This window comes from Streptomyces sp. NPDC051136 (assembly GCF_044455745.1).
Taxonomy (GTDB): domain Bacteria; phylum Actinomycetota; class Actinomycetes; order Streptomycetales; family Streptomycetaceae; genus Streptomyces.
In genome coordinates this window covers 78114-90866 of record NZ_JBITFE010000010.1, presented here as the reverse complement: position 1 = coordinate 90866, position 12753 = coordinate 78114, and the positions used below count along the sequence as shown (strand labels likewise).

13 protein-coding genes are annotated in these 12753 nt (G+C 74.2%); 8 read left to right on the top strand and 5 right to left on the bottom strand.

All coding sequences use genetic code 11. The annotated features are described in order from the left end of the window. The first annotated feature begins 97 nt into the window (after positions 1–97). From ACIBCJ_RS27515 to ACIBCJ_RS27500, 4 genes are all read left to right on the top strand, one after another. Positions 98–1801, top strand: coding sequence for a DNA alkylation response protein (locus ACIBCJ_RS27515; RefSeq protein WP_365979765.1), 1704 nt, complete (start codon positions 98–100; stop codon positions 1799–1801). A gap of 83 nt (positions 1802–1884) precedes the next feature. Further along, positions 1885–3039 (top strand): WD40/YVTN/BNR-like repeat-containing protein, encoded by a 1155-nt coding sequence (locus ACIBCJ_RS27510; protein WP_399283537.1) that lies wholly within the window; start codon positions 1885–1887, stop codon positions 3037–3039. 70 nt (positions 3040–3109) lie between these two features. Then, a complete protein-coding gene (locus ACIBCJ_RS27505) occupies positions 3110–3787 on the top strand; it encodes a uracil-DNA glycosylase (protein ID WP_365979763.1) in 678 nt (225 codons plus the stop codon). Between the two features lie 359 nt (positions 3788–4146). Next, positions 4147–5070 (top strand): sirohydrochlorin chelatase, encoded by a 924-nt coding sequence (locus ACIBCJ_RS27500; RefSeq protein WP_133886803.1) that lies wholly within the window; start codon positions 4147–4149, stop codon positions 5068–5070. A gap of 168 nt (positions 5071–5238) precedes the next feature. Here the strand turns inward: ACIBCJ_RS27500 and ACIBCJ_RS27495 are convergent, their stop codons facing one another. Beyond that, positions 5239–6279, bottom strand: a complete 1041-nt coding sequence (locus tag ACIBCJ_RS27495; protein ID WP_365979762.1) for a lactonase family protein — start codon at positions 6277–6279, stop codon at positions 5239–5241. A gap of 221 nt (positions 6280–6500) precedes the next feature. After that, positions 6501–7988 carry an FUSC family protein gene (locus tag ACIBCJ_RS27490; RefSeq protein WP_362502955.1) on the bottom strand — a complete coding sequence of 496 codons (1488 nt, stop codon included), beginning with the start codon at positions 7986–7988 and terminating at the stop codon, positions 6501–6503. Between the two features lie 218 nt (positions 7989–8206). Here ACIBCJ_RS27490 and ACIBCJ_RS27485 point away from each other — a divergent pair, with 218 nt between their 5' ends. The 3 genes from ACIBCJ_RS27485 to ACIBCJ_RS27475 all read left to right on the top strand — a co-directional run bounded on the left by ACIBCJ_RS27485 (position 8207) and on the right by ACIBCJ_RS27475 (position 10324). Continuing rightward, positions 8207–8683: an Lrp/AsnC family transcriptional regulator gene (locus ACIBCJ_RS27485; protein ID WP_031033981.1), complete on the top strand. Its 477-nt coding sequence runs from the start codon at positions 8207–8209 to the stop codon at positions 8681–8683. 29 nt (positions 8684–8712) lie between these two features. Beyond that, the gene (locus tag ACIBCJ_RS27480) at positions 8713–9408 is read left to right on the top strand and encodes an HAD family phosphatase (protein ID WP_365979901.1); all 696 of its coding nucleotides are present in this window, start codon (positions 8713–8715) and stop codon (positions 9406–9408) included. A 175-nt stretch (positions 9409–9583) separates the two neighbouring features. After that, a complete protein-coding gene (locus tag ACIBCJ_RS27475) occupies positions 9584–10324 on the top strand; it encodes a DUF4142 domain-containing protein (RefSeq protein ID WP_362502958.1) in 741 nt (246 codons plus the stop codon). 1 nt (position 10325) lies between these two features. Here the strand turns inward: ACIBCJ_RS27475 and ACIBCJ_RS27470 are convergent, their stop codons facing one another. Beyond that, positions 10326–11174, bottom strand: coding sequence for a LysR substrate-binding domain-containing protein (locus tag ACIBCJ_RS27470; protein ID WP_365979761.1), 849 nt, complete (start codon positions 11172–11174; stop codon positions 10326–10328). A 58-nt stretch (positions 11175–11232) separates the two neighbouring features. Here ACIBCJ_RS27470 and ACIBCJ_RS27465 point away from each other — a divergent pair, with 58 nt between their 5' ends. Then, positions 11233–11631, top strand: coding sequence for a DUF5997 family protein (locus ACIBCJ_RS27465; protein ID WP_362096297.1), 399 nt, complete (start codon positions 11233–11235; stop codon positions 11629–11631). An 81-nt stretch (positions 11632–11712) separates the two neighbouring features. On the opposite strand, the gene ACIBCJ_RS27460 is transcribed toward ACIBCJ_RS27465, so the two are convergent. Both ACIBCJ_RS27460 and ACIBCJ_RS27455 read right to left on the bottom strand, forming a co-directional pair. After that, the gene (locus tag ACIBCJ_RS27460) at positions 11713–12204 is read right to left on the bottom strand and encodes a DUF1360 domain-containing protein (RefSeq protein ID WP_362096300.1); all 492 of its coding nucleotides are present in this window, start codon (positions 12202–12204) and stop codon (positions 11713–11715) included. 43 nt (positions 12205–12247) lie between these two features. Next, entirely contained in the window at positions 12248–12661 is a 414-nt protein-coding gene (locus tag ACIBCJ_RS27455) for a DUF2267 domain-containing protein (protein ID WP_365979760.1), read from the bottom strand. Positions 12662–12753 lie beyond the last annotated feature (92 nt).

Genomic DNA, 12753 nt, shown 5'->3' with positions numbered 1-12753 from the left:
CGGGTACGTGTCGTTCGTCCACATGGGCACGTACTGTACGTGCGCCCACCGTGTTGCACTATTGCTGCGACCGCAGGGACAGTGCAACACTCGGGTCATGACGACACTCGCGCAGGAGCCGCCGTACGAGCCGTACGAGCCGTCCCGGGAGCCCTGGGCCCACCCGGCGGGGTACGCGACGCACGACGTCACCAACCAGCCTCCGCCCCTGGCCCCCTACGACGCGGCCGACGACACGGTCCTGCTGGAAGGCCTACGGCGGGAGGGCGCGGGGTGGGCCGAGGACGACCTGCGGCGGCTGGGCCGGCGCGCGGGCAGTGCCGAGGCACAGGACTGGGGCGACCTCGCCAACCGGCACGAGCCCGTCCTGCGCACGCACGACCGGTACGGCGACCGGGTCGACGAGGTCGAGTACCACCCGAGCTGGCACCACCTGATGCGGGTGGCGGTCGGCGAGGGCCTGGCCGGGTCGCCGTGGGCCGACGACCGGCCCGGCGCCCACGTGGCGCGGACCGCCGGGGGCCTGGTCTGGGGGCACACGGAGGCGGGGCACGGGTGTCCGACGTCGATGACGTACGCCGCCGTCCCGGCCCTGCGGGCCCAGCCCGAGCTGGCGGCCCTCTACGAGCCGCTGCTGACCTCCCGCGCGTACGAACCGGGGCTGCGGACGCCCTTCGAGAAGCAGGGCCTGCTGGCCGGCATGGGGATGACCGAGAAGCAGGGCGGCTCGGACGTGCGGACGAACACCACGACGGCCACGGCGACCGCCGAGCCCGGCGTCTACACGCTGCGCGGGCACAAGTGGTTCACGTCGGCCCCGATGTGCGACGTGTTCCTGGTGCTGGCGCAGGCGGCCGGCGGGCTGTCCTGCTTCCTGGTGCCGCGCGTCCTCCCCGACGGCACCCGCAACACCTTCCGCATCCAGCGCCTGAAGGACAAGCTCGGCAACCGGTCCAACGCCTCCTCGGAGCCCGAGTTCGACGGGACGGTGGCCTGGCTGGTCGGGCCGGAGGGGCAGGGCGTCAAAACGATCATCGAGATGGTCAACTGCACCCGGCTGGACTGCGTGATGTCCTCGGCGACGCTGATGCGCAAGACCCTCGTCGAGGCCGGTCACCACGTACGGCACCGCAGCGCGTTCGGCGCCCGGCTGGTGGACCAGCCCCTGATGCGCAACGTCCTGGCCGACCTCGCGCTGGAGTCCGAGGCCGCGACCACGCTCACCCTGCGGCTCGCCGGCGCGGCCGACCGTGCCGTGCGGGGGGACGCCGGGGAGGCGGCGTTCCGCAGGATCGCCACCGCCGTCGGCAAGTACTGGGTGACCAAGCGCGGGCCGGCCTTCACCGCCGAGGCCCTGGAGTGCCTGGGCGGCAACGGGTACGTGGAGGAGTCGGGCATGCCCCGGCACTACCGCGAGGCACCGCTGCTGTCGATCTGGGAGGGCTCGGGGAACGTCAACGCCCTCGACGTGCTGCGGGCACTCGGCCGCTCCCCCGCCTGTGCGCACGCCCTGTTCGAGGAACTCGCCCTCGCGCGCGGCGCGGACACCCGGCTGGACGCGGCGGTGGCCCGGCTGGAGACGGGGCTCGGCGAGGCCTCCGAGACCGGTGCCCGCCGCCTGGTGGAACTGATGGCCCTGACCCTCCAGGGCTCGCTGCTGGTCCGGCACGCTCCGCCCGCCGTCGCCGACGCGTTCTGCGCCACCCGTCTCGGCGGCGACTGGGGGCACTCCTTCGGCACGCTGCCGGACACGGCCGACCTCGACGGCGTGCTGGCGCGGGCGCTGCCCGGCACGGACTGAGCGAGTGACCCGCCAGGACCCCTCACCGGACCCGACACCACCGGTCTGACCTGCGACGACAGCCTTCCAGGCGGTCACTGTCAGTGGCTGGGTGCAGACTGACCCGTGTCCGAGACGAAGGCGTCGACGAGGACGCCGCGGAGGTGGTCGGCATGACCGAGGTACTGCTCGCAGTGGGCACCCGCAAGGGCCTGTTCATCGGGCGTCGGCGGGGTGGCACCTGGGAGTTCGACGAGAGTCCCTACTTCAACGCACAGGCGGTGTACTCGGTCGCCCTCGACACCCGCGGCGACACCCCGCGCCTGCTGGCCGGCGGCGACAGCGCGCACTGGGGTCCGTCGGTGTTCCACTCCGACGACCTGGGCCGGACCTGGACCGAACCGGCCGCGCCCGCCGTCAGGTTCCCCAAGGAGACCGGGACCTCGCTGGAGCGCGTGTGGCAGCTGCATCCCGCCGCCGCCGAGCCGGACGTGGTGTACGCGGGCACCGAGCCGGCCGCGCTGTACCGCTCGGAGGACCGCGGCGAGAGCTTCGAGCTGGTCCGCCCGCTGTGGGAGCACCCGACGCGGTCGCAGTGGGTGCCCGGCGGTGGCGGTGAAGGACTGCACACCGTCCTCACCGACCGCCGCGACCCCCGGTCGGTGACGGTCGCCGTCTCGACCGCGGGCGTGTTCCGCACCTCGGACGGCGGCGCGAGCTGGGCGCCGTCCAACTCCGGTGTCTCCGCCGTCTTCCTGCCGGATCCCGACCCGGAGTTCGGCCAGTGCGTGCACAAGGTCGCACGGGACGCGGCCACCCCGGACCGCCTGTACCTCCAGAACCACTGGGGGGTGTACCGCAGCGACGATGCCGGCGGGCACTGGACGGACATCGGTGAGGGTCTGCCCTCCACCTTCGGTTTCGCGGTGGCCGCCCATCCGCACCGCGGGGACACGGCGTACGTCTTCCCGATCAACGCCGACGCCGACCGGGTGCCGGCGGACCGCAAGTGCCGGGTCTTCCGCACGGCGGACGCGGGCAAGAGCTGGGAGCCGCTCTCCGCGGGCCTGCCCCGGGAGGACCACTACGGCACGGTGCTGCGCGACGCGCTGTCCACGGACGACGCGGACCGGGCGGGCGTGTACTTCGGCAACCGCAACGGCGAGGTGTTCGCGTCGGCCGACGACGGCGACAGCTGGCGGCAGTTGGCCTCGCACCTGCCGGACGTGCTGTGCGTGCGGGCCGCGGTCGTCGCGTGAACCGGACCGGGGGGACCGGCTTCGGCCACCGGTCGATCGGCGTCACCCGTACGGCGGTAGGGTGACGCCCGTGGCACCACGACCCTTGAACGAAATCGTCGAAGCGGGCTGGGCGAGGGCTCTGGAACCCGTCGCCGGGCGGATCACCTCGATGGGTGAGTTCCTGCGCGCGGAGATCGCCGCCGGACGCACCTACCTCCCGTCCGGGGCGAACGTCCTGCGGGCCTTCCAACAGCCCTTCGACGACGTGCGGGTGCTGATCGTCGGGCAGGACCCGTATCCCACTCCCGGCCATGCCGTGGGGCTGTCCTTCTCCGTCGCCCCCGAGGTACGTCCACTGCCCGGCAGCCTGCTCAACATCTTCCGGGAGCTGAACGCCGACCTGGATCTCCCGCAGCCCTCCAGCGGTGACCTGACCCCCTGGACCGATCAGGGTGTGCTGCTGCTCAACAGGGCGCTCACCACGGCCCCGCGCAAGCCCGCCGCTCACCGCGGCAAGGGCTGGGAGGAGGTCACCGAGCAGGCGATCCGGGCGCTCGCGGCGCGCGGCAAGCCGCTGGTGTCCATTCTGTGGGGCCGGGACGCCCGCAATCTGCGGCCGCTGCTCGGCGACCTGCCGGCCGTGGAGTCCGCGCACCCGTCCCCGATGTCGGCGGACCGGGGCTTCTTCGGCTCCCGCCCGTTCAGCCGGGCCAATGACCTGTTGATGCGTATGGGGGGCCAGCCGGTCGACTGGCGGCTGCCGTGAGCGGCGCCGGCTTCCCGGCCGTCGCCCCGGGCGGGCCCGGCCGGCCGGGCTGACCGGGTCGGCCGGCATGTCCAGGACGCCAGGGTCCCAGGGTCCCAGGGTCCCAGGGCCGGAGTCTCCGCCGGAAGGCCGGTCCGGATCGCGGCTGCCCCGCTGACCAGCCCGCTCACGCTTCCGAGTGATGCGGGACCGTCGTGACCGAGGAGCGTGCCGGGCAGTCACAACCGGCCCGGCGGTGAGGTGAATCGTGCCGATGTCGGCCGATCCGTACATCACTCATCAGACAAAACCGGACGGATACCGCTCACCTGCACCCTCCCCGAACAGGGAAGCCCCGGAAACCAGTAACATGCGGCGCCATGAGCTCCCCCACTGGGCCCGCGTCCGGCCTGCCCGTACGAATGCCGCGCCCCCGCCAGCCCGGACGGCACCGTCGTCCCGAACCCCTGGTGGCTCCCGAGGGCGCGCCGGCGCTCGTCCTCGCGGTGCCGGGGACGCCCAGTAGTGCCACCCGCGGCCTCGCCGACGAGGTCATCAGCATCGCCCGCTCCGAGCTGCCCGGGCTCGACGCCCGGATCGGCCACCTCGACGGGGACGACGACGAGTTCCCCACCCTGTCCACCGTGCTCGTGCGGGCCGCCGAGGAGCGCACCGCCCGCTTCGAGCAGGCCCGTGCCGCCGGTCTGGACGTGAGGGAGCCCGAGGGCCCCGTCGCGGTCGTCGTGCCGCTGCTCGCGGGCCCGGACAACGCGCTGCTGCGCCGGATCCGGCAGGCCGTCATGGACAGCAGGATCGCGGCCGAGCTGACCGATGTGCTGGGACCGCACCCGCTGCTGGCCGAGGCGCTGCACGTGCGGCTCTCCGAGGCGGGTCTCGCCCGCGCCGACCGCGCCCGCCTGTTCACCGTGGCGACCGCGGCGGACGGCATCATCCTGGCCTCCGTGGGCGGTGACGAGGCGGTCCAGGCGGCCGGGATCACCGGCATGCTGCTCGCCGCGCGCCTCGCCGTGCCGGTGATCGCGGCGGCGCTGGACGAGGAGGGCTCGATCGCGTCCGTGGCCGAGCAGCTGCGTTCCTCGGGGTCCCAGCAGCTGGCGCTCGCGCCGTACCTGATCGGGCCGGAGATCGAGCAGTCGGTGCTGGAGGAGGCGGCCAAGGAGGCGGGCTGCTCCGCCGCCGAGCCGCTCGGCCCGTACCCGGCGATCGGCAAGCTGGCGCTGGCCAAGTACACGACGGCGCTCGGCATCTCGCCGCAGCAGGCTCAGGGGACGCCGGTCCGGTGACGTGCCGCGCCCTGCACGGGCGTGCGTGGGAGGGGCCCGCTCCGGGACAGGAGCGGGCCCCTTTCGCTCGCGGGAGGGATCGTCCGCCCGCGACCGGGTGCGGGTCCGTTTCGCCACCCTGAGCCGTGCGCCGAGTCCGTGCCGGTGGGTCTGCCGCCCGCGGGGGCGTCAGGCCGGGCCGAAGACCACGCAGGACGCCGCCGGGGCTGCCAGGGAGCCGGTGCGGCGGGGAATGCCGGTGGCCGGGTCGAGAGCGAACCAGGTCACGTCTCCGGAGCGTTCGTTGGCCGCGTACAGGAAGCCGTCCGAGACGGTGATGTCGCGGGGCCACTGTCCGCCGCAGGGCACGGTGGCGGACAGCCGGAGTCCGTCCGGCTCCACGACGAGCACGGACAGGACGTCCTCACCGCGGGTCGCGGTCCACACGAAGCGGCCGTCGGGCGAGACGGCGATGCCGGACGGGTAGGCGTCGCCCGCCGGGGCTCCCGGCAGCACCGGCACCTCGGTGAGCGGCTTGAGCAGGCCGTCGGCGGCGTCCCAGTGGCAGACGGTGACGGTGGGCGACAGTTCGTTGACCACGTAGGCGTGGGAACCGTCCGGGTGGAAGGCCAGGTGCCGCGGGCCCGATCCGGGGCGCAGCGCGATCTCGCGGTGCACGGCGGGGGCACCGTCGGCGAGGGTGCAGACGCGCACCGAGTCGGTGCCGAGGTCCACGCTGACGGCCCACCGCCCGCTGGGGTCGGGCCGCACCTGGTGGGCGTGCGGCCCCTGCTGCCGCTGGGCGTGCGGGCCCGAGCCGGTGTGCCGCAGGACACCGGACGCCGACCGGGCCAGGGTGCCGTCGGCGCGCAGCGGTACCGCGGTGACGGTGCCGGAGCCGTAGTTGGCGGTCAGCACGTGACCGGCGTACAGGCCGAGGTGGGTGGGTCCTTCGCCCTCGACGGACACCGGACGCCCGAGGGGCTCGGGCTTGTCGCCGCTCACGCGGTAGGCGGCCACCGCGCCCTCGGCCGTCTCACTGACGGCGTAGAGCGTCTCCCCGTCGGGCGACAGGGCCAGGTAGGAGGGGTCGGCCAGACCGTCCGTGCCGCTCACGACCGTGAGGGCTCCGCCGTCGGGCGCGACGGTCGCCGTCAGGATCCCGGGGCCGCCGGCCGCCGTGAACGACCCGATGTATGCCCGCCGCTGCCGCCTGTCGCCGTCCGCCACCGCTGCCCCTCTCGTCCCGCTCCGTCTGCCCGCTCGACCCGCGTCGCATCACGCACCGACCGGCCGTCCGGCTCCAGCGCGTCCGGCCTGTCCGGCCCGGGCGCCGCCTCCGGCTCCGGCCGTCCGACCGCCCGGCCGTCCGACCCGGGCGTTCACCCGGGAGCGACGGTAGCAGTCGATCACGTGCGGTCTAGACCAAACGGGTGCCGCGGGTACGCGGGTCAGGCGCCGGCCAGTCGCGAACCGGAGGGGGCTCCCAGCGGCGCGGCGAGTTCGGCGAGGGCGTGTTCCAGGTCGTGCAGGTGGGCCAGCGCCGGTTCGGCGGCACGCGGACCGCCCGCGCGGGCGGGGACGCCGCCGCCGGTGAGCGCCTCGACCGCGGCCTCGACACGCCAGCAGGCGGCGGCCAGCCGGGCGTCGTGGGAGGCCTCGGGGTCGGCGGCGACGGCGACCAGTCCGCGGATCTCCCGGGCGCAGTCGTCGAGCAGGCCGAGGACCCGGCGGGCCCGCCGCCTGCGGCCGTACATCGGGCTCAGCGGGTGGACGAGCGGGGCGACCGACAGCCGTACCCGGCCGAGCAGCTGCTCCAGTTCCGCGACCCGCGGTGCCGGGTCGGCGCCCTCGGTGCCGGCGAGGCGGGCGGCGGCCTCGGCGGTGCAGGCGTGCACGCAGCGCAGGGCGCGCTGGATCCAGGCGTCGGTGACGGCGTGGGTGGTGACGGGCAGGACGAAGAGCACGGCGAGCGCGGCACCGAGCGCGCCCACGCCGGTCTCGGCGAAGCGCAGCGCCAGCAGGCCGGGACTGAGGACGCCCAGCAGGCCGTAGAGCAGCTCGGCGAGCAGGGTCACGCAGAGCATCATCCAGGTGTAGGAGACCGCCGCGGTGTAGAAGATGCCGAACACGCAGGCGGCGGCGAGTACGGCGGTGGGCACCGCGGACCCGGCGAGGGGCACGGCGATCAGGAAGCCCAGGCCGATACCGACGACCGTGCCGAGGACGCGCCGGAAGCCGCGCACCAGCGTCTCTCCGCGCGACGTGGTGTTGACGAAGACCCACCAGGTGGCGCCGACCGCCCAGTACCAGCGGTCGCCCGACACCAGCTGGCCCACGACCAGGGCGAAGCCGGCGCCGGCGGTGGCCTGCACGGCCTGGCGGGTGGTGATGCGGGCCAGCCCGGTGCCGGCGGGCGGCGCGGGGACGGCGGGCGCGGGGCGACGGCGCTCGTAGCACCACAGGCCGAAGCGCACCGCCGCGGCGGTGGCCACGGACAGCAGGACGGCGGCGTACATCTCGGGCAGCCGGTCCGTGGTGGCGTGCAGGAACTGAGCGACGAAGAAGGTCATGAAGGCGAACACGCCGAGACTGTGCCCGCGCGGCCCCCAGCGGCGCGCGTACACGCCCGCGCCGACGACGGCGAGGAAGGTGAGGTCCCGGACCACGGGCAGGTCGTGCAGCGCCGCAGCGGCGGTGAGGACGGGCAGTCCCGTCACCGGCAGCAGCGCGGTGGTGACGGCCTGGCCGCGCACGGTGGCGTCGGTGACGGTGAACAGCGCCAGCAGCGCGGCGAGCCCGCCGGTGATCGCACCGACCAGGGAGGTGCCGGCCAGTCCGCAGACCACGACGGCCAGCCCGATGCCGAGGACGGCCCGGGCGGCGAACCGCAGCCGGGACCGTCCCGGGTCCGGGCTCACGAACACCTTCTTCAGCACTGCCTACCGCCCCCTCGCTCGTTCACGTTCACGGCTGGAAGTCACCGCATGCAAAAGGCGCCGCGGGGGTCCGCAGCGCCATCGACACGTCTATAGGAGCATCTCTGCCACCAGTGGCTCAACAGGCCGCTGCTCCAATGGGCCATTGGTACAGTGATCACGGCATGTTCACGGCCACTGGGGTGCCAATGGCCGACGAGAGAGGGGCCCCGCCCGCGATGGCCGTCGACGAGCTCGACACCCGGATCCTCCGTCTGCTCCTCGAGCAGCCGCGCACCAGTGTGCGCGAGTACGCCCGGCTCCTCGGGGTCGCCCGCGGCACCCTCCAGGCCCGTCTCGACCGTCTGGAGCGGGACGGTGTGATCACCGGTACCGCTCCGTCCCTGTCCCCCGCCGCCCTGGGCCATCCGGTGCTCGCGTTCGTGCACATCGAGGTCACCCAGGGGCATCTGGACGAGGTGGGCGAGGCGCTGGCGGCGGTGCCGGAGATCGTCGAGGCCTTCTCCATCACCGGGGGCGGGGACCTGCTCACCCGTGTCGTGGCCCGTGACAACGCGCACCTGGAGGATGTGGTGCAGAAGCTGATCAGCCTGCCCGGTGTGGTCCGCACCCGCAGCGAGGTGGCGTTGCGCGAGCGGGTGCCGCACCGGCTGCTGCCGCTCGTGGAGTCGATCGGCCGCTCGGCCCGCAGGTGATCCTTGGCATCCTGGACGCCATGAGCACCATGGGACCGCTCGGCGGCATCTCGGCCGTCTTCGATCTGGACGGAACACTCGTGGACAGCGAGCCGAACTACTACGAGGCGGGTCGACGCACCCTCGCCGAGTACGGCGTCGCGGACTTCACCTGGGCCGACCACGAGGCGTACGTGGGGATCAGCACCCGGGAGACCGTCGCCGACTGGAAACGGCGGTACGGGCTGCGGGCCACGGTCGGGGAGCTGCTCGCCGTCAAGAACCGCCACTACCTCGACATCGCCCGCACCTCGGTCCGCGCGTACCCCGAGATGCGCGCCTTCGTCGAGCTGCTGGCCGGCGCGGGCGTGCCGATGGCCGTGGCGTCGGGTTCGTCGCCCGAGGCGATCGGGACGATCCTCGCCCGCACCGGCCTGGACGCGCACCTGCGCACGGTCGTCTCGGCCGACGAGGTCGCACGGGGCAAGCCCGCCCCCGACGTCTTCCTGGAAGCGGCCCGCAGGCTGGGGGCGCAGCCGGCCCGGTGCGTGGTCCTGGAGGACGCCGCTCCCGGGGCCGCCGCCGCGCACGCGGCCGGGATGCGCTGCATCGCGATCCCCTACGTCGCGGCGCAGGCCGACGCGCCGGAGTTCGCCACCGCGGGGCTGTTGCTGCGCGGGGGCCAGGAGGAGTTCACCGCGCGGGCGGCGTACGACTGGCTCGTGCGCGAGGCGCGCGCCGCCTGAACCGACGGCGAACGGCGGCGACCGACGGCGACCGACGGCGACCGACGGCGACCGACGGCGACCGACGGCGTCCCGCGTCGGGAAAGAATCCGAGCAAGTGCCCGGGACGGTGATCAGACCGGCTCCCGTATCCGTATCTCCCGGTGTCCGAGCCTGTCTTCGCCCAGGAGGCACGATGCGCATCACGCGCGCCACGGCAGGGACCGCCTTCGTGGCCGGTGCCCTGGTCCTCACCCTGACCGCACTCGCCTACCCGACCATGCTCGGAGTGCAGAACGCGGGCAGCGACCAGGCCCGCGTCGTCACCAACACGCGGTACGGGCCGCTCACCGAGCAGGACCGGGACTTCGTGGTGAAGGTGCGTGCCGCCGGACTGTGGGAGCACCCCCTGGGGCTGATGGCCATGGAGCGGGGGACGACTCCGGAGATGAGGGAGGCGGGTGAGCACCTGGTCGTCGGCCACTCCCGACTGGACGCGACCTGCCGGAAGATCGCGCCGGAGCTGGGCATCACCCTGCCCAACCTGGCGTCACCGCAGCAGCAGCAGTTCGTGTCGACCGTGGACGGGACCACGGGCAAGCAGTTCGACACGACGGCGGTCAACATCATGCGGATCACGCACGGCCAGATCTTCCCGGCCATCGCCAACATCCGCGCCAACACCAAGAACTCCCTGGTGCGGCAGCTCGCCGACCAGGCCAACGACACCGTCCTCGACCACATCACGGTGCTGGAGAAGACGGGGCTGGTCAACTTCGACCAGGTCAACTTCCAGCAGACCGCCCCGCCGAGCCTGCCCAAGGTGCAGCTCACCCCGCCGGCCCCGCAGCCGGGCGAGCCGGTGCTCTCGCTCACCGCGCCGCCCGGCCTCGAGGTCAACACCTCGGCGCCCACGCCGAGTCCGACGGTCCGCTGAGTCAGCGGTGGCCCGGCCTGCCGCCGCGTCCGCCGCCCTTGCCCTTGCCCTTGCCGCCGCTGCCGCCCCTGGACGAGCCCCCGGCACCGCGCCGGGCGGCCCCTCCGGCCTGCCTCCCGCCGGCCTTGCCACCCGTCCTGCCACCCGCCTTGCCGCCGCCCGACCTCGCGCCGCCCGGCTTGCCGCCGCCCGTCCCGCCGCCCTCGGCCGTGCGGCGCGCGGAAGCCGACGCCTCGGGCTGCCGGCCCCGGGTGCTGTTGACGGTCCGGCCCCGGACGATGCCGATGAAGTCCTCGACCCGGTCCGTATGCGCGTCCTCCCGCCAGGACAGGGCCACGCTCGACTCGGGGGCGTCCGTGACCGTGCGGTACGTGAGGTCCTTGCGGTGGTGCAGCCGGGCCAGCGACAGCGGCAGGAGCAGCACGCCGATCCCGGCCGCCACCAGCTCGACGGCGTCCGCGGTGCCGGCCGGACGCTCCAGGGCGGGCCTGCCGGGCAGCCGCTCCCAGTCGAGGACGTCGTCGAGGGGGTGCAGCACGATCTCGTCGGCGAGGTCCTCGACGCTCACCTCCTCGGCCGCCGTGACGAGGTGGTCCCTGGGGACCAGCACGACCGTGGTCTCGGTGTAGAGCGGGATGGCGCTGAGCACACTCCGGTCGACGGGCAGCCGCACCAGTCCGGCGTCGGCGTCACCGTGCAGCAGCGCGCCGCCCGCATCGGCGGCCGGGACCTGGGTCAGGGCGAGCGGGACGTCCGGCAGCCGCTCGTTCCAGATGCGCACCCATTTGTCGGGCGTCACCCCCGGGACGTACGCGAGCCTGAACGAGGGGGGAGCTTCCGAGCCTGTCACCAGGCCAGGTTACCGGGCGTGGTCGGGAGCCCCTCACACGATCGATACCCTTGACGGCATGACGTCGCACCAGAACACCCAGACCATGAAGCCCGCGACCGCGGCGAAGAAGCTGGGTGTGTACCTCGAGGCCACACCCGCCGAGTTCCAGGAGGGCGTCGTCACCCGTGCCGAGCTGAACGCGCTGCAGGCCGACCCGCCGGAGTGGCTGCGCGAGCTGCGGCGCGACGGCCCGCATCCGCGGCCGGTGGTGGCGGCCAGGCTGGGCATCTCCATCGCGGGCCTGCACCGGGGCGGGGTGGCGGAGCCGCTCACCACGGAGCAGATCGACGCGCTGAGGCAGGAGCGTCCCGAGTGGCTGGAGCGGGAGCAGGCAGTCCAGGCGGACGTGCGCAAGGAGGCGGCCCGCGTCAAGAAGCTGCACGCCGAGCGGGCGGAGCGCGCCGAGCGCGACTGACCGGACTCCTGCCGGGCCGGCGGCCCCCGCGCGGCCCGGCCCGGCCGTCACCCGCTCGTTCCTCCGCTCTCGTTCTTCCGCTCACTCCTCGGCCTTCTGCGCCGTCAGGCTCCAGGCGTACTGCAACCAGTCCGACAGGGCGACCGCGCTGAGGCCTGCGCACAGCAGCCGCCCCGCGCGCGGCGCGACGGCGTAGGTGCCGACGAGTCCGCCGGCCACCCAGGCGGAGGTGCAGAACGGGCAGGAGAGCAGGTCACCGACGGCACGGCGCAGACCGGTGCCGCGTCCGGCGTCCATCACCTCGTTGGCGTTGCCGTGCCCCTCGCGGCGGGTGAAGGGCGCCCGCAGGAAGCTGGTGACCTTGTCCTTGGTCAGCAGCCGGGAGGCCTTGAAGGTCGCCGTTCCCAGCAGGGCCACGTCCCAGGCGGGGACGGTGTCCGGGAGCCGGACGCCGCGCCGCCACGCCGTCGCCGCGAACACGCCGGCACTCGCCGCGAAGGTCGTCGCGAGCGTCGCGTATCCGGCGAGGGGTGTCTCCTCCCCGTCGGCGTAGCGCTGCTCAACGTCCGTCATGGGTGTCTCCTCGATCTCGGTGGGGCTCGGTGGGGTCGGCGGTTCAGTGGGGCGTGCCGCCGGGGCGGTCCGGGTGGGGCGGCGGGTCGCCGAAGAGGTCGGCACAGTCGGCGGGCAGCCCGGCCAGCAGACGGTCGACGCGTTCGCGGGGCACCGCCTCGGCGAGAACGGACAGCACGGCGCCCGCGTCCCACTCGGCGGTGCGCGGCCGCGCGCCGGTCTGCTGGGCCACCCGCCGGAGGAACTCCTCGCGGCCGAAGGACTCGGGACGCCCGCGCTCCGGGCGCAGCGCGTCGTCCAGGGGTGCGGGCAGGTCGGCGGCCAGGGCTGCGGCCTCCTCGGGTGGGACGCGGGACGCGATCACCCACAGGACGGCCGTGGAGACCTGCTCGGCCTCGTCGTCGCTGTGGAACTCACCCCGGTCGCGGACCCGGTCCAGGAATTCGTCGAGTCGCACGACGTCGCCTCCTTGTGCCGGTTCGCGCTCCGTGCCGGGTGCCCTGGGGCCGGGCGGGAAAACGGCCGCGTGCCGACGCGCGGGCGCGCTGT

Bases quoted from the DNA above. Each gene is read 5' to 3' on its own strand.
- ACIBCJ_RS27460 (WP_362096300.1), bottom strand. From the start codon at position 12,204: ATGACGGACGTTGAGCAGCGCTACGCCGACGGGGAGGAGACACCCCTC.
- ACIBCJ_RS27475 (WP_362502958.1), top strand. From the start codon at position 9,584: ATGCGCATCACGCGCGCCACGGCAGGGACCGCCTTCGTGGCCGGTGCC.
- ACIBCJ_RS27465 (WP_362096297.1), top strand. From the start codon at position 11,233: ATGACGTCGCACCAGAACACCCAGACCATGAAGCCCGCGACCGCGGCG.
- ACIBCJ_RS27500 (WP_133886803.1), top strand. From the start codon at position 4,147: ATGAGCTCCCCCACTGGGCCCGCGTCCGGCCTGCCCGTACGAATGCCG.
- ACIBCJ_RS27515 (WP_365979765.1), top strand. From the start codon at position 98: ATGACGACACTCGCGCAGGAGCCGCCGTACGAGCCGTACGAGCCGTCC.
- ACIBCJ_RS27480 (WP_365979901.1), top strand. From the start codon at position 8,713: ATGGGACCGCTCGGCGGCATCTCGGCCGTCTTCGATCTGGACGGAACA.
- ACIBCJ_RS27485 (WP_031033981.1), top strand. From the start codon at position 8,207: ATGGCCGTCGACGAGCTCGACACCCGGATCCTCCGTCTGCTCCTCGAG.